The organism is Streptacidiphilus sp. MAP12-16, from assembly GCF_041262165.1.
GTDB lineage: Bacteria > Actinomycetota > Actinomycetes > Streptomycetales > Streptomycetaceae > Streptacidiphilus.
The window spans coordinates 1-17,972 of sequence record NZ_JBGCBY010000055.1; the positions used below are offsets into that span (position 1 = coordinate 1).

Annotated in this window: 5 protein-coding genes; 3 read left to right on the forward strand and 2 right to left on the reverse strand. The window is 70.7% G+C overall.

Features of this window, described 5'->3' with window-relative positions; translation table 11 throughout:
- Both ABIA33_RS37185 and ABIA33_RS37190 read left to right on the forward strand, forming a co-directional pair.
- Positions 1 to 8,868 (forward strand): SDR family NAD(P)-dependent oxidoreductase (locus ABIA33_RS37185; RefSeq protein WP_370088482.1); only part of this gene is annotated, 8,868 nt, incomplete at its 5' end.
- 349 nt (positions 8,869 to 9,217) lie between these two features.
- Positions 9,218 to 10,336 carry an agmatinase family protein gene (locus ABIA33_RS37190; RefSeq protein WP_370088484.1) on the forward strand — a complete coding sequence of 373 codons (1,119 nt, stop codon included), beginning with the start codon at positions 9,218 to 9,220 and terminating at the stop codon, positions 10,334 to 10,336.
- 110 nt (positions 10,337 to 10,446) lie between these two features.
- Here the strand turns inward: ABIA33_RS37190 and ABIA33_RS37195 are convergent, their stop codons facing one another.
- Complete coding sequence (locus ABIA33_RS37195; protein WP_370088486.1) at positions 10,447 to 11,283, reverse strand: ABC transporter permease; 837 nt, start codon at positions 11,281 to 11,283, stop codon at positions 10,447 to 10,449.
- Entirely contained in the window at positions 11,280 to 12,380 is a 1,101-nt protein-coding gene (locus tag ABIA33_RS37200) for an ABC transporter ATP-binding protein (protein ID WP_370088488.1), read from the reverse strand. Before ABIA33_RS37200 ends, ABIA33_RS37195 begins: the two co-directional genes overlap by 4 nt.
- 478 nt (positions 12,381 to 12,858) lie before the next feature.
- Here ABIA33_RS37200 and ABIA33_RS37205 point away from each other — a divergent pair.
- The coding region (locus tag ABIA33_RS37205) for a type I polyketide synthase (RefSeq protein ID WP_370088490.1) at positions 12,859 to 17,972 on the forward strand (5,114 nt) is incomplete at its 3' end.

The window sequence follows — 17,972 nt, forward strand, 5'->3', positions numbered from 1 at the left end:
CCGATCGTCTCGACGCTGACGGGTCGGGTCGCGACCGCCGAGGAGCTGTGCTCGGCGGAGTACTGGGTGCGGCATGTGCGTGAGGCGGTGCGCTTCTGTGATGCGGTACGGACTCTGCAGCGCGAGGGCGTCACCACGTTTGTGGAGTTGGGTCCGGACGGGGTGCTGAGCGCGATGGGTCAGGACTGCCTGGCCGACGCCGACGCCGACGCCGACGCCGACGCCGACGCTGACACCGACGTCGACGGCGGCGCGGCCGTCTTCGTGCCGGTGCTGCGCGGCGACCGCCCGGAGGTTCAGGCGCTGACGACGGCCGTGGCCCGGGCGTATGTGCGCGGCGTGGTCGTCGACTGGCGGGCGCTGTTCGACGGTACGGGTGCCCAGCGCGTCGACCTGCCCACTTACGCCTTCCAGCGCGAGCGCTACTGGCCCAACGTCCCGGCGATGGGTCCGGGCGATGTGACCATGGCCGGTCTCGGAGTGGCGGATCACCCGCTGCTGGGTGCGGCGGTGGAGCTGCCGGGCTCTGGCGGGTTCGTGTTCACCGGACGGCTGGCGCTGTCGACGCACCCGTGGCTGGCCGACCACGCGGTGATGGGCTCCGTGCTGCTGCCGGGAACGGCCTTCGTGGAGCTCGCAGTCAGGGCCGGAGACCAGGTCGGCTGCGACCTCCTGGAGGAGCTCGTCCTTGAGGCCCCCCTGGTCCTGCCGGAGCAGGGCGCGGTCCATCTGCGTCTCGCGGTCGGCGCGCAGGACGAGATGGGGCGCCGTCCGCTCAGCCTGCACTCCCGCCTTGAGGATGCCCCGACCGAGGAGCCCTGGAGTCGTCACGCCACCGGCGTGCTGGGCTCCGGTGCCGGAGCGGCGTCGTTCGCGCTGGTGGAGTGGCCGCCGACCGATGCGACGGAGGTGGAGCTGGACGGAATGTACGAGGCCCTCACTGGCATCGGCTTCGACTACGGTCCGGTGTTCCAGGGACTGCGCAGGGCATGGCGCCGAGGCGACGAGGTGTTCGCCGAGATCCGGCTGCCGCAGCAGGCCGAGGCTGACGCCGGCTTCTTCGGCCTGCACCCGGCGCTTCTCGACTCCGCGTTGCACGCGCTCGGTCTGGCCGCCCCCGGCGAGATCGACTGGCAGGGCAGGCTGCCGTTCTCCTGGACGGGCGTGTCGCTGCATGCGGTTGGTGCTTCGGCGTTGCGGGTGCGGTTGGCGCCGGTCGGGGTTGACGGTGTGTCGTTGGAGTTGGCGGATGAGGCCGGTCGTGCGGTGGCGTCGGTGGACTCGTTGGTGTTGCGGGCGGTGTCGGCGGAGCAGTTGAGTGCGGCGCGGGCTGTGTTCCATGAGTCGTTGTTCCGTCCGGAGTGGGTGGTGTTGCCGTCGAGTGCGGCGGTACCGGTTCCCTCCGGGGAACGGTGGGCCGTACTGGGTGACGATGCCCGTGTGCTGGACACCCTCGGGCGAACGGTCCAGGGATACCCCGACCTGACGGCGCTGGCCGCCGCGGTCGCGGCCGGAACGGCCGTACCCGACACGGTGTTCGTTCAATGCGTCGCTCCGGACGCCGCGGACGGTGCGGTCGGTACAGGGACGGCGGGTGCCGTCGGCCTGGTCGTGAACCGCGTCCTCGACCTCGTCCAGGAGTGGCTTGCCGACGACCGATTCGCCTCCGCGCAGTTGGTGATGCTCACGCGCGGTGCGGTGGCGACTGCCGCCGATGCGGATGTCACCGACCTGGCTCACGCCGCCGCCTGGGGCCTGCTCCGCTCGGCGCAGTCGGAGAACCCCGAACGGATCGTCCTCGTCGACATCGACGGCGAAACGGCCTCCTTCCAGGCGCTGTCGGCCGCACTCGCCGCCGAGGAGCCGCAACTGGCTGTCCGTCAGGGAGCCCTGTACGTCCTGCGGTTGGCCCGGGTCGAGTCGGCGCCGGAGGTCGAGGGGGGTCCCGCAGCCGAGACCCGAGCCTTCGGCTCCGAGGGCACCGTGCTGATCACGGGCGCCACCGGGGTCCTCGGCGCGCTGCTCGCCCGGCATCTCGTGACCGAGTACGGGGTGCGGCACCTGCTGCTGACCAGCCGACACGGCGCCGACGCCGAAGGCGCCGCCGAGCTGCGCGCCGAACTCGAAGGCCTCGGGGCCGACGTCGCCCTGGCCGCATGTGACGTGGCCGACCGGGAGGCTCTGGCTGCGCTGCTCGCCTCGGTGCCTGCCGACCGCCCGCTGACCGCCGTCGTGCACACCGCCGGCGTCACCGACGACGGCGTGGTCTCCTCGCTCACGCCTGAGCGGATCGAGCGCGTTCTGCGCCCCAAGGTCGACGGCGCCTGGAACCTGCACGAGCTGACCGCCGGGCTCGACCTGTCGGCGTTTGTCCTGTTCTCCTCGGCAGCCGGTGTGTTCGGCGGACCGGGCCAGGGCAACTACGCAGCGGCCAACACCTTCCTGGACGCGCTGGCGCAACACCGCAGCGCCCAGGGCCTGGCGGCGACCTCGCTGGCCTGGGGCCTGTGGGCACAGCGCAGCGGCGTCAGCGGGCATCTGGACGAGAACGACCTGGCCAGGATGGCGCGTTCCGGCTTGACGCCGCTCACCTCGGACGAGGGTCTGGCCCTGTTCGACGCCGCGCAGCGGGTCCAGCAGGCCCAGCGGGCACATCAGAGTGCGCAGTCGGCACCCCAGGCGCAGCAGACCGGGACAGCCCGTGACGCCGTGCTGGTGCCCATGCACGTGCAGACCGCCACGCTGCGGACACAGGCGGCGGCCGGTCTGGTGCCGCCGGTGCTGCGCGGGCTCGTCCGCACCCCGGTCCGCCGGGCCGTCGAGACCGCCGCCGCTGCCGGTGAGTCGGAACTGGTCCTGCGCCTCGCCGCGCTCACCGCGGCCGAGCAGGACCGGGCGCTCCTCGACCTCGTCCGTACCCAGATCGCCGCCGTCCTCGGCTACCAGGGTGCTGAGGCAGTCGACGCGGGCAGGGCGTTCAAGGAACTCGGCTTCGACTCGCTGACCGCCGTCGAGCTCCGCAACCAACTGGGCGCGACCATGCGGCTCCGCCTGCCTGCGACGCTGATCTTCGACTATCCCAACCCCACCGCACTGGCGGCGCACCTGCGCGCCGAACTCCTCGGCGCGCGAGCCGAGGTCGCAGCACTGGAGCCGACGGCATCCGCCGTTGTAGCGGACGACCCGATCGCCATCGTGGGCATGAGCTGCCGCTACCCGGGCGGCGTCACCGCTCCGGAAGAGCTGTGGCAACTGATCGCCGCCGAACGCGACGGCATCTCCCTGTTCCCGACCGACCGCGGCTGGGATCTCGACGCGCTCTACGACCCGAACCCGGACACCCCCGGCACCACGCACACCCGCGAGGGCGGCTTCCTGCACGACTCCAACTACTTCGACCCGGCGTTCTTCGGCATCAGCCCGCGCGAGGCCCTGGCGATGGACCCGCAGCAGCGCCTGCTCCTGGAGACCAGCTGGGAGGTCTTCGAACGCGCCGGGATCGACCCGGCCACCGTGCGCGGCAGCAGGACCGGCGTCTTCGCCGGCGTGATGTACCACGACTACAGCACCCGCCTACGGACGGCCCCGGACGAGGTCGAGGGCTACCTCGGCACCGGCAGCTCCAGCAGCGTCGTCTCCGGGCGCGTCGCCTACACCTTCGGCCTGGAGGGCCCGGCTGTCACCGTCGACACCGCCTGCTCCTCCTCGCTGGTGGCGCTGCACCTGGCCTGCCAGGCGCTGCGACAGGGCGAGTGCACGATGGCACTGGCCGGGGGTGTCACGGTGATGTTCACCCCGGGCACCTTCGTCGAGTTCAGCCGGCAGCGCGGTCTGGCCGAGGACGGCCGCTGCAAGTCCTTCGCTGCGGCTGCGGACGGAACGGGCTGGGGCGAGGGCGTCGGCATGCTGCTCGTCGAGCGGCTCTCGGACGCGCAGCGCAACGGCCACCCCGTGCTGGCGGTCGTGCGCGGCAGCGCGATCAACCAGGACGGCGCCAGCAACGGCCTCACCGCCCCCAACGGACCCTCGCAGCAACGCGTCATCAAGCAGGCCCTCGCCAACGCGGGACTGACGGCCCGTGAGATCGACGCCGTCGAGGCCCACGGCACCGGCACCACGCTGGGTGACCCGATCGAGGCGCAGGCGCTCCTCGCCACCTACGGCAGGGACCGTGACAAGGCGTCGCCGCTGTGGCTGGGTTCGGTGAAGTCCAACCTGGGTCACACCCAGGCCGCCTCGGGCGTCGCCGGTGTGATCAAGATGGTGATGGCGATGCGGCACGGGACGCTGCCGCGGACCCTGCACGTCGACGCACCGTCGCCGCACGTGGACTGGTCGGCGGGCGCTGTGTCGCTGCTCACCGATTCGATTCCGTGGCCGGAGACCGGCCGTCCCCGTCGGGCCGGCGTATCGTCCTTCGGCATCAGCGGCACCAACGCCCACACCATCATCGAGCAGGCGCCGCCGACCGAGCAGGCCGCCCCGGCAGGCGTCGTCAGTGCGGCCGGTCCGGGGGAGACAGCAGCCCCGGGCGGCCCGGAAGGCGCGATCGGCACTGTCGCGACAAGCGTGCTGCCGTGGGCCTTGTCGGCCAAGGGTGAGCCTGCGCTGCGGGCCCAGGCCGCACGGCTACGGGCCCGCCTGGACGATCGGCCCGAGTTGCGTCCGGTCGACGTGGGCTACTCGCTGGCGACCATGCGATCCGCACTGGAGCAGCGCGCGGTGGTGATCGCCGGGGACGGTGAGGAGTTCCTGCTCGGAGTGGACGCGCTGGCGGTCGGCGAGACCGCGGCGAACGTGGTCGTGGGCTCGGCGAGCGGAGGCAGGGTCGCGTTCCTGTTCACCGGGCAGGGCAGCCAGCGGCTCGGCATGGGTGCCGGGTTGTACGACGCGTTCCCGGTGTTCGCACGGGCATGGGACGAGGTCTGCGCGCATCTGGACAAGTACCTGGATCGCCCGCTGCGGGAGGTGCTGTTCGCGTCGGCAGACTCGGCGGAGGCGGACCTGCTGGACCGAACCGAGTACACGCAGCCGGCGCTGTTCGCGCTGGAGGTGGGGTTGTTCCGCCTGCTGGAGGCGTGGGGTGTGCGCCCTGATCTCCTCGCCGGTCATTCGATCGGCGAGCTGGCCGCTGCGCACGTCGCCGGGGTTGTGTCGTTGTCCGACGCAGCCGCGCTGGTGGCGGCTCGCGGGCGGCTGATGCAGGCGCTGCCGGCGGGCGGTGCGATGGTCGCAGTGGCCGCGTCCGAGGACGAGTTGCTGCCGCTGCTGGCGGGACGCGAGGCCGAGGTGGGCATCGCGGCGGTCAACGGGCCCACGTCGGTGGTGATCTCCGGTGTCGAGGAGGCGGTGCTGGACGTGGCGGCCCGGCTGGTGGTCGAGGGTCGCCGGACGAAGCGGCTGACGGTCAGTCACGCATTTCACTCCCCGCTGATGGAAGGGATGCTGGCCGAATTCCGCCAGGTGGTGGAGGGACTCGAGTTCCACGCGCCGCGCATTCCGATCGTCTCGACCCTGACGGGCGGTGTCGCGACCGCAGAGGAGCTCTGCTCCCCGGAGTACTGGGTGCGGCACGCCCGCGAGGCCGTCCGCTTCCTCGAAGCCATGCGGACCCTGGAGGCCCAGGGCGTCACCACATTCCTGGAGTTGGGCCCGGACGGGGTCCTGAGTACGATGGGTCAGGACTGCCTGGCCGAGGCCGACGCGGCCGTCATTGTGCCGGTGCTGCGCGGTGAACGCCCCGAGGCACGGGCGCTCACGACGGCCGTGGCCCAGGCGCATGTTCGCGGCGTGGCCGTGGACTGGCAGGCAGCGTTCGCAGGCCGCGGCGGCGAGCGGGTCGACCTGCCCACCTACGCCTTCCAGAAGGAGCGGTACTGGCTGGACGCCGGCGTGTCGCCCGGTGACATGGCCGCGGCGGGCATCGACATGCTCGGCCACCCGCTGCTGGGTGCGGCGGTGGAGCTGCCGGACGCAGACGGCTTCATGTTCACCGGACGGCTGGCGCTGTCGACGCACCCGTGGCTGGCCGACCACACGGTGATGGGCACCGTGCTGCTGCCGGGCACCGCGTTCGTGGAACTGGCCGTCAGGGCCGGCGACCAGATCGGCTGCGACCTGGTCGAGGAGCTCACCCTGGAGGTGCCGCTGGCGCTGCCGGAACGCGGCGGTGTGCAGCTCAGGCTGACCGTCGGCGCGACGGACGCGTCCGGCTGCCGTCCGCTCAGCCTGCACTCCCGCCTGGAGGACGTCCCGTCCGAGGAGCCGTGGACCCGCCACGCAACCGGCCTCCTCGGCTCCGGTGCTCAGCCGGCCGGATTCGACTTCGGCGATTGGCCCCCGGCAGGTGCTGAGGCGGTCGACGTGGACGGTCTGTACGAGCGGGCGGCCGAGGCCGGACTCGAGTACGGCCCTGTGTTCCAAGGCCTGCGACGGGCCTGGCGGCGCGACGGCGAGGTCTTCGCGGAGATTCGCCCCGCGGTGGACGGCGGCACCCTGGACGGTACGCCGTACGGGCTGCACCCGGCACTGCTGGACGCCGCACTGCACGGGATCGGCCTGGGCGGTCTCGTCCAGGACACCGACCAGGACGCAGGCCAGGACGGCGAGCAGGACGCAGGCCGAGCCAGGCTGCCGTTCTCCTGGGGAGGGGTGCGACTGCACGGGGTTGGTGCTTCGGCGTTGCGGGTGCGGTTGGCGCCGGTCGGGGTTGACGGTGTGTCGTTGGAGTTGGCGGATGAGGCCGGTCGTGCGGTGGCGTCGGTGGACTCGTTGGTGTTGCGGGCGGTGTCGGCGGAGCAGTTGAGTGCGGCGCGGGCTGTGTTCCATGAGTCGTTGTTCCGTCCGGAGTGGGTGGTGTTGCCGTCGAGTGCGGCGGTACCGGTTCCCTCCGGGGAACGGTGGGCCGTACTGGGTGACGATGCCCGTGTGCTGGACACCGTCGGGCGAACGGTCCAGGCCTACCCGGACCTGAGGGCGCTCGCTTCAGCCGTCGCTTCGGGCACAGCGGCGCCTGACATGGTGTTCGCCCCGTTCATCACGCAGCAGCCCGCAGCCTCCGCAACCCCCACGCCCGGCGCGACCCCTTCCCGCGACACCGCCTCGGCGGCACGGGCGGCAGTCGGCCAGGCACTGGACCTCGTCCAGAGCTGGCTCGCCGACGACGGCTTCGCCGCCTCGCGCCTGGTGGTACTCACGCGTGGCGCAGTCGCCGCCCGAGCGGTTGAGGACATCGCGGATCTGGTGCATGCCCCGGTGTGGGGGCTGCTCCGGTCGGCGCAGGCCGAGAATCCGGACCGGATCATTCTGATCGACCTGGACGCTACCGACACCGACACCGACGGCGTCACCGACCACGGCAGTGGGAATGGGAACGGCAACGGCGCCGCCGGTCGCGCGCTCCCGGCGGCGCTCGCCTCCGGCGAACCGCAGCTCGCCGTGCGCGCAGGCGTAGTCCACGCGTTCAGGCTGGCCCGGGTCCCCGTCTCTACGGGGAACGGCGGTTCGGCGTTCGGGCCGTCCGGAACGGTCCTGATTACCGGCGGAACCGGGTCGTTGGGCGCGCTCGTCGCCAGGCACCTGGTGACCGAGCACGGAGTCCGGCGGCTGCTGCTGACCAGCCGACGTGGTGCCGGAGCCGAAGGCGCGGCCGAACTGCGGGTCGAACTGGAAGAGCTGGGCGCCGACGTCATTCTGGCCGCCTGCGACGCCGCCGACCGCGAGGCACTCGCCGGCCTGCTCGCCTCGGTCCCCGCCGACTACCCGCTCACGGCCGTCGTGCACACCGCGGGAGTGCTCGACGACGGGGTGGTCACCGGGATGACGCCGGATCGGCTCGACCGGGTGCTGCTCCCGAAGGTGGACGCGGCCTGGAACCTGCACGAGCTGACGGCCGGTCTCGACCTGTCGGCGTTCGTGGTCTTCTCCTCCGCAGCCGGTGTGTTCGGCGGCGCCGGGCAGGGGAACTACGCGGCGGCCAACACGTTCCTGGACGCGCTGGCGCAGCACCGCAGGGCCCAGGGCCTGGTGGGAACCTCGCTGGCCTGGGGCCTGTGGGCACAGAACGGCGGTATGGCCGGCGGTCTGGACGAGGCCGACGTTACCCGGATGACCCGGGCGGGGATGGCCCCGCTGCCGCCGGCGGAGGGCCTGGCGCTCCTCGACACGGCCGGCACGTTGGACGACGCGGTTCTGGTGCCGATGCGCCTGGACCCGGCGGCCCTGCGGGCCCAGGGTGACCCGGGCCTGGTGCCGCCGCTGCTGCGAGGACTGGTCAGGATCCCGACCCGGCGGTCCGGTCCTGCCGGTGCCCCGGCTGCGCACACCGCCGATCAGCAGTCCCTGGCCGAGCGGCTGAGCGGCCTCGCCGACACCGAACGGGACCGCATCCTGCTGGACCTGGTGCGGACCCAGGTGGCGGCGGTGCTCGGCTACGGCGGCCCCGAGGCCATCGAACCGGCACGTGGCTTCGTCGAGCTCGGATTCGACTCGCTGACCGCTGTCGACCTGCGCAACCGTCTGGGCGCGGCGGCGGGTCTGCGGCTGCCGGTCACGTTGATCTTCGACTACCCGACACCGGTTGGCCTCGCCGCCTACCTGCGGGAGGAGACCCGCCAGGACGAGCCGGGCGGACCGGTCCTGCCGGTCGGCGCGGAACTCGACCGGCTGGAGTCGATCCTGTCCACCATCACGCCCGGCGACGAGGAGCACCGGAACATCACCACCCGGCTGCGGACCCTGCTCTCGATGTGGACGGAGACCGAGCGCCCGTCGGCGGACCCGGCAGCTGCCGCGGCCGAAGCCGAACTCCAGTCGGCGACCGCCGACGAGCTCTTCAGCCTCCTCGACGACGAACTGGGTCTGTCCTGACCTGACCTGACCCGTTCCGCCGGGGGCGCCCGACGCCCCGGCGGAACGCCGTCATCACGATCGAATGCCTGCGCCGCTCCGTGTTCTGACACCATTTCCGACGTATTCGGACCGGGCAGCCGCTGGGCCGCGGCCAGGAACTGACGTTGCGATAGGGGTTGCCCGATGTGCGTATAGGGGGCACCCGGGTGCGGCCTAAGGGTATTTATCGTTTCCGAACGCCAATAAGCTGATTCCGCAGAGCGGTGTGTGCACCCACTAAGTGTGGATTCTCGTAGCCGGAGCCGTTCCCACTCCGCGTTCGCGGAGTCTGCGACACCGTGACGATACGCCCACCGAGGAGACGTGTGTGAACGACAAGCCTCAGCAATCGGAGTTCCGCCTGGAGATCGACCGGTCGGCCGCGCCCGGGCGCGAGCCGGGACCGATCGACATCCGTCGGTACTACGCGCATCCCGCCTATTCCGGCATCGCCACCTTCATGGGCGTTCCGCTGTGCCTGAACCAGGAGGACCTCAGGGCCGGGGAGGTCGACGTCGCGGTCCTCGGTGCACCCGTCGACTCCTCGGTCGGCCACCGCGGCGCCGCCTACGGCCCCCGGGCGATCCGCTCCGACGAGCGGTACATCTTCAACACCCCCGAGGCGATGATCAACGCCAGCACCCGGATCAACCCGTTCGACGTGCTCAAGGTGGTGGACTACGGCGACGCGGCGGTGGACGCCTTCAGTACCCCGAACTCGATGGCGCCCATCCGCGAGCTGGTGCGGGAGATCGCCGAGGTCGGCGCCGTCCCGGTGCTCCTCGGCGGCGACCACTCGCTGCTGTGGCCCAGCGTCGGGGCACTGGCCGACGTCTACGGGCCCGAGCGGATCGGCATCATCCACTTCGACGCCCACCCCGACTGTCACGACCACCAGCTCGGCCACTCGGTCACCCACAGCACGCCGATCCGGCGGATCATCGAGGATGAGAAGGTCCCGGCGAGCAACATCGTGCAGGTCGGGCTGCGCACCGTCACCGGCCCCGACAACCAGCTGTTCAACTGGATGCGCCGGCAGGGAATGAAGTCGCACTTCATGGCGGAGATCGAGCGGATCGGCTTCCACGCGGTCCTGGACAAGGCCATCGCCGAGGTGCAGGAGAACGCCGATTTTGTCTACCTCTCGCTCGACATCGACGTGCTCGACCCGGCGTTCGCACCCGGTACCGGGACCCCGGAGCCGGGCGGCCTGACCAATCGTGAGCTGTTCCCGGCGTTCCGCCGCATCTGCCACGAGACCAAGGTCATCGGTATGGACGTGGTCGAGGTCGCACCCCACCTGGACTCCGGCTACTCCACCACGATGAACGCCAGGCGGGCCATCTTCGAGGGCCTGACCGGCCTGGCCATGAACCGGTTGAAGATCGCCGGATCGAACTACCTCAACCCGATCGTGTCGGGGGAGGTCAGGTTCCCCATGGGGTGACGCGGTGGGCGGCGGCGGTGCGCACTCGGCGGCCGGCCCGTGGACACGACGGAGGGGCGGCACGGTGACGTGTCGCCCCTCCGTCGCGTCGTGCTGCGCCTGCCTCCGAGTCAGTCGAGCGCCTGCTTGCGGAAGCCGCGGATGCCGATCAGCCCGAAGAGCACGCAGGAGACCACGAGCGCGGTGATGTCGATGCCGAGCGGGATCGACCGCAACTGCCCTGGCGGCAGCAGGATGGCGCGCATCGCTTCGCTCACGTAGGTCAGCGGGTTGAGGGTGCAGATCACCTGGAACCAGCGGACGTGCGAGAGACCGAACCACGGGAACTGGGTGGCTCCGGTGAACATGACCGGGGTCAGGATGACGGCGATGATGATGTTGATGTGGCGCGGCTCCGTCAGGGTGCCGATGGTCAACCCGACGGTGGCGCCGGCCACCGACCCCAGGGTGAGAACCGCGGTGAGCGGCAGGATGCTGGACGTCGGCCAGGAGACGTTGTCCAGGAGCAGGAAGCCGATCGGGATCATCACGGCCGCACCGATGAGACCCCGGATCGCGCCGAATACCACCTTCTCGACCGCGACCAGGGCGAGGGGGATCGGTGACAGCAGTCGGTCCTCGATCTCCTTAGTCCAGGAGAAGTCCACGATCAGCGGGAACGCGGTGTTCTGCAGGGCGACGAGGAAGCTGCTGAGAGCCACCACGCCGGGCAGCAGCACCTGTTGGAAGCCGTGAGCGGTGTATCCGAGCGTGCCGAGGACCTTGCCGAACACAAACAGGATGAAGACCGGTTCCACCAGGACCTGGGCCAGGAACGGGATCAGCTCACGGCCCGTCACGAAGATGTCCCGCCAGAGCACGAACAGGAACGTGCGCGCGGCGGAGCCGCCGGTACGGACACCCCCGACGGGGGCGAGGGGGATGGGTGGCGATGTCGTCGCGCTCATCGGAGTTCTCTCCCGGTCAGTTCGATGAAGACGTCCTCCAGGCTCAGCCCGCCGAGGGACACGTCCTCAATGTCGCAGTGCAGTTCGGTGAGGGCACCGACGACGGCGGGCAGGGCCGCCGCAGGCTGGCCGGCGGTGTAGATCCGCAGCCGTCCCCGGCCGGCTGACCGCTCGGCGTCGGAGGCTCCCTCGCGGGGCTCGGTGTCCGCGCTGTGGTCGTCGCCGGCCTCCTCGGTGCCGGGCTCGACGACCTCGACGCGCTCGACCGCGCTGATCTTCCCTAGGGCACGTACGACGCCGACCAGTTCGTCGTCGCCGCCGACGGGACCGAAACCGGACGGATCGGCCGTGGCCTCGCTGGTCCGCAGCGAGACGGTCAGGGTGCCGCTGCCGCTGAGGGACTGGGTCAGCGCCTTCGGCGAGTCCAGGGCGAGGAGCCTGCCTCGGTCGATGATGCCGACGCGGTCACAGAGCTTGGCCGCCTCGTCCATGTCGTGCGTGGTGATGACCACGGTGACGCCGTTGCGGCTGAGCTCCGCCACCCGGTCGTGGATGAACAGCCGGGCCTGCGGATCGAGCCCGGTCGCCGGCTCGTCGAGGAAGAGCACCTGCGGCCGGTGCATCAGTGCCCGGGCGATCATCAGGCGCTGGGCCTGGCCACCTGACAGTTCGTCGGCCCTGGCCTTGCCCCGGTCGCCCAGGCCGACCCACTCCAGGCTCTGGTCGGCGAGCCGGTTGCGCTCGGCCCGGCCCATGCCGTGGTAGCCGGCGTGGAACACCAGGTTCTGCCGGATGGTCAGCGAACGGTCGAGGTTGTTCCGCTGCGGGACGACGGCGAACACCCGGTGCGCCGCCGCCGGATCGGCCACCACGTCCACTCCCTGGACCAGGACCCGGCCGGAGGTCGGGGCGACCCGGGTCGTCATGATCCCCAGCGTGGTCGACTTGCCGGCGCCGTTCGGCCCGAGCAGGCCGAACACCTCGCCCGGCCTGACGCTGAAGCTGAGGTCGTCCACCGCAGGCTGTTTGCGATTGCGGTATATCTTGACCAGTCTGTCGACGACGACGGCGGAATCCACGGCATGTGTTGCACGCATTGTCTTCATTGATGCCTGCGAATCGAGCGGGGACGCGATAACGGGGGCACGGGGAGCTGCGCGACGATGAGTTCACACGCATCCTGATACGTCGTCATGCGCCGTCTGAATAGGACACTGAGCTGTTCCCGCCATGTATAGCATGGGTGGGCATCGGCGGGTCCCGGCCGGTTCGACACAGGGGGGATAGGGGGAGGATAGGGGATGTCCCGCCTCGCCCCCGCTGCTAGCTTGGCCGCGCCCGAGTCTTTTGCGCGATCTCGCCAGGAATTCAGCGCACGCTATTTATCGCGAATCAATTGGTGGTCATGCCGGAGATCGAGCAGCGCCCTTCGACCGGGCCGTCCGAGGCGGGCGCGCGTCGCCGCCGGCCGGCGTCCCCGATGGAAAGGCACCGCCCGATCTCCTCGACGACGTGCTCGGAACGTCCCGACGTGGCCGGCACGACCTTCACGACCGGTTCAAGGGTGTGACGCACGTGGAGAACGAAGAGAAGCTTCTCGACTACCTCAAGCGGGCGACCGCCGACCTGCGCGAGACGCGCCGGCGGCTGCGCGAGCTGGAGGACAAGGAGCCGGAGCCGATCGCGATCGTCGGCATGAGCTGCCGGTACCCCGGTGACGTGCGCTCCCCGGAGGACCTGTGGCAACTCGTGGCCGCCGGCGCGGACGGCGTCTCCGGGTTCCCCACGGACCGTGGCTGGGACATGGCGTCCCTCCACGACGAGGATCCCGAGCAGCCCGGCACCTCCTACACCCGCGAGGGCGGGTTCCTGCACGACGCCGCCGAGTTCGACCCGGGGTTCTTCGGGATCTCCCCGCGCGAGGCCCTGGCGATGGACCCGCAGCAGCGGCTGCTGCTGGAGACGTCCTGGGAGGCGTTCGAGCGGGCCGGGATCGATCCCGGCACGGTGCGCGGCAGCGCGGTCGGGGTCTTCGCCGGGGTCATGTACCACGACTACGCGGCGCGCCTGATCGATGTGCCGGAGGAGGTCGCGGGATACCTCGGCAACGGCAACTCGGGCAGCGTCGCCTCAGGACGGGTGGCGTACGCGCTGGGCCTCGAGGGGCCTGCGGTGACCGTGGACACGGCCTGCTCCTCGTCGCTGGTCGCGCTGCACTGGGCGATCCAGGCCCTCCGGTCGGGCGAGTGCACGATGGCCCTGGCCGGTGGCGTCGCGGTGATGTCCACGCCCAACGCCTTCATCGACTTCAGCCGCCAGCGCGGCCTGGCCGCCGACGGCCGCTGCAAGTCCTTCGCGGCGGCGGCGGACGGCACCGGATGGGGTGAGGGCGTCGGCATGCTGCTGGTGGAGCGGCTGTCGGACGCCCAGCGCAACGGCCATCCGGTCCTCGCTGTGGTCCGGGGAACCGCGGTGAACCAGGACGGCGCGAGCAGCGGCCTGACCGCGCCGAACGGCCCCTCGCAGCAGCGGGTGATCCGGCAGGCACTGGACAACGCACGACTGACCTCCCATCAGATCGATGTCGTCGAAGCCCATGGCACCGGAACCAGGCTCGGTGACCCGATCGAGGCGCAGGCGCTGCTCGCCACCTACGGCCAGGACCGCCCCGAAGGCCGCCCACTGTGGTTGGGCTCGCTCAAGTCCAACCTGGGCCACACCCAGGCGGCGGCGGGTGTGGGCGGCGTCATCAAGATGGTGATGGCCATGCGTCACGGCGTGCTGCCGCAGACCCTGCACGTGGACGAGCCCACCACGCACGTGGACTGGTCCGCCGGCGCGGTCGAGCTGCTGACCGAGGCGCGGCCGTGGCCCGAGACGGGACGGCCCCGCCGGGCGGCGGTGTCGTCCTTCGGCGTCAGTGGCACCAACGCGCACGCCATCATCGAGCAGGCCCCTGTCATTGAGGCGATCGAGCCCGCATCGGCACCGGCAGGTGCCGGGAGTCCCATCGGAGGGCTGGCCGAGGTACTGCCGCTGGTCGTGTCCGGACCCGACAACGCGGCTCTCCGAGCCCAGGCGGAACGACTGCTGGACCACATTGCCGCCCACACGGACCTGGATCTCGCGGATCTGGGCTACTCGCTTGCGACCTCCCGCACGGCCTTCAAGCATCGGGCCTCCTTGATCGTTCACGGACGGGACGACGCGCTGACCGCCCTGGAGGCGCTGGCGCGGGGTGAGGACGCAGCAGCGGGCGTGTCGCTCGGCGTTGCGGGTTCCGCTGGTCGGATGGCGTTCCTGTTCGCGGGGCAGGGGAGTCAGCGGCCGGGTATGGGCGCGGAGTTGTACGAGGAGTTCCCGGCGTTCGCGGCGGCGTTCGACGAGGCGTGTGCGGAGCTGGATCCGCATCTCGACCGCCCGTTGCGGGAGGTGGTCTTCGCGGCTGACGGGACGCCGGAGAGCGGCCCGTTGGACCAGACGGCCTTCACGCAGCCGGCGTTGTTCGCGGTTGAGGTGGCGTTGTTCCGTCTGGTGGAGTCGTGGGGTGTGCGGCCGGATGTTTTGGCTGGGCATTCGATCGGTGAGTTGGCGGCTGCGCATGTTGCGGGTGTGTTGTCGTTGGCGGATGCGGCTGTGTTGGTTGCGGCGCGTGGTCGGTTGATGCAGGCGTTGCCGTCCGGTGGGGCGATGGTGGCGGTGCAGGCCGGCGAGGCGGAGGTGCTGCCGCTGCTCGCCGGTCGCGAGGCTGAGGTTGGTATCGCGGCGGTCAACGGGCCGTCGTCGGTGGTGATCTCCGGTGCTGAGGCTTCGGCGCTGGCGGTTGCCGCGCATTTTGAGGAGTTGGGTCGCCGGACGAAGCGCATGACGGTCAGTCATGCGTTCCATTCGCCGTTGATGGAGGGGATGCTGGGGGAGTTCCGGAAGGTCGTGGAGGGGCTGGAGTTCCATGCTCCCCGCATTCCGATCGTCTCGACCCTCACCGGGGTGCTCGCCTCGGCGGAGGAGCTGTGCTCGCCCGAGTACTGGGTGCGCCATGTCCGGGAAGCGGTGCGCTTCTGCGACGCCGTGCGGACGCTGGACGGTGAAGGCGTCAGCTCGTTCCTGGAGTTGGGCCCCGATGGCACTCTGTCGGCTCTGGCCCAGAACTGCCTCGGTGACGACGCTGCCCCTGTGGCCACCTCAGTCCTGCGTCGCGGCCGTCCTGAGGCGGAGACCTTCACGGCAGGGCTTGCCCGGCTACATGCGCACGGGGTGAACCTCGACTGGCAGGCGGTGTTCGCAGGGCGTGGTGCGCGGCGTGTCGACCTGCCGACCTATGCCTTCCGGCGGGACCGCTACTGGCTGGACGCCGGCGTCGATCGGCGCGGTGACGTAGCCTCGGTCGGTCTCGATTCGGTCGATCACCCGCTGCTCGGTGCCGCTGTCTCGCTGCCTGATTCCGAGGGGATCCTTTTCACGGGACGTCTTTCCCTCGACACGCACCCGTGGCTGGCCGACCACGTGGTGGGCGGCAGTGTGCTGCTTCCCGGCACTGCGTTCGTGGACATGGCCGTAGAGGCAGGTGACCAGGTCGGCTGCGCCCGCCTGGAGGAGCTGACCCTGGAGGCACCCCTGGTCCTCCCGGCGATCGGCAGCGCCCAGCTCTGTCTCGCAGTCGGCGCGCCGGACGGATCAGGACGCCGGCCGCTGAGCGTCTACTCGCGCCCACAGGACGAGTCTGCCCAAGGGATCTGGGCCGACCGACGGTGGACGCGTCACGCTGCGGGTGTGTTGTCGTCCGCGGATGTTGCTGCGTCGTTTGGTGTGGGGGAGTGGCCGCCTGTGGGGGCGGAGGCTGTCGTGGTTGATGGCCTGTATGGGGTTTTGGCGGGGGTCGGCCTTGAGTATGGGCCGGTGTTTCGGGGGTTGCGGGCGGCGTGGCGTCTTGGTGGTGAGGTGTTCGCCGAGGTGGCGTTGCCGGAGGAGAGTTGGGCGGAGGCTAGCCAGTTCGGTCTGCACCCGGCGTTGCTCGATGCGGCGTTGCATGCGATTGGTCTTGGTGGGGTTCTGGAGGACGCCGGGCAGGCCCGGTTGCCGTTCGCGTGGTCCGGGGTCTCCCTGCACGCGGCGGGTGCTTCGGTATTGCGGGTGCGGATTGCGCGGTTGGGCCCCGATGCGGTGTCGCTTGTGGTTGCCGATGGCGCGGGTGCGCCGGTGGCCTCGGTGGAGTCACTGGTCCTGCGGCCGTTCGCTGCCGACCAGCTGCGCGGTGCTGGAGGCGGTTACCACGAGGCCCTGTTCCGCCCCGAGTGGACGGGTCTCGCCCTGTCGTCCGTCGCGCCCGGCGGCACGGTTGCAGTGCTGGGGACGGAAAGGCTGGGATTCGACCGGGCCGAGCACTTCGCGGACCTTGGTGCGCTGATCGCGGCCGTGGCTGACGGTGTCTCGGCTCCCGACACCGTCGTTCTGCCGCTGATGCCTTGGCCGGGGAGTGGTCTGGACGCAGCTGCTGGCGCCCACGCTGCGGTGCACAGTGCCCTCGCTCTGGTGCAGGCGTGGTTGGCGGAGGATCGATTCGCTTCGTCGCGGTTGGTTGTGGTGAGTCGGGGTGCGGTGGAGGTCGTGCCTGGTGAGGGTGTGGCCGATCTGGGGTCGGCGGCGGTGTGGGGTCTGTTGCGTTCGGCGCAGTCGGAGGATCCGGGTCGGATTGTTCTGGTCGATCTCGATGGGGACCAGGAGTCGCTTGGCGTGCTGCTGGGTGCTGCGGGTTGTGGTGAGCCGCAGGTGGCGTTGCGTGCGGGACGTGCGTATGGGTTGCGTTTGGCGCGGGTGGCGGTGGCGTCCGGGGATGCTCGGGTGGTGTTGGATCCTGCGGGCACGGTGTTGGTGACCGGTGCGACGGGTTCGCTGGGTGGGTTGGTGGCCCGGCATCTGGTGGCGGAGTACGGTGCGCGTCGGCTGCTGTTGGTGTCACGGCGTGGCGCTGATGCAGAGGGTGCCTCCGAGTTGGTGGAGTCGCTGTCCGGGTTGGGCGCGGAGGTGATTCTGGCGGCGTGTGATGTCGCGGATCGCGATGCGCTGGCCGGGTTGTTGGACTCGGTACCCGCTGCGCACCCGCTCACTGCGGTCGTTCACACAGCCGGTGTCCTGGATGACGGTGTGATCTCGTCGTTGACCCCGGAGCGGGTCGATGCTGTGTTGCGGCCGAAGGTGGACGCGGCCTGGAACCTGCACGAGTTGACAGCCGACCTCGACCTGTCGGCGTTCCTCGTGTTCTCTTCCGCGGCTGGGGTCTTCGGTGCTCCTGGCCAGGGCAACTACGCCGCCGCGAACGCCTTCGTGGACGCGTTGGCGCAGCACCGCAGGTCGCTGGGTCTGGTGGCCACGTCGCTGGCGTGGGGTCTGTGGGCCGACGAGGGAGGCATGGCGGGCGAGCTGGCGCACGCCGATGTCGAGCGGATGGAACGTGGCGGTGTCGCGGCGCTGACCTCCGTTGAGGGTCTGGCGCTGTTGGACGTGGCTGGGACGCTGCCGGATGCTGTGTTGGTGCCGGCCCGTCTGGATCTGGCCGGGCTGCGTGCCCGGGCGGTGGTGTCGGGTGAAGTTCCGTCTCTGCTGCGTGGCCTGGTGCGGGTGCCGTCCCGCCGGTCGGCGACTGCGGTGGCTGGGGGTGTTGAGTCCTCGTCCCTCGGGCGTCGGCTCGCTGC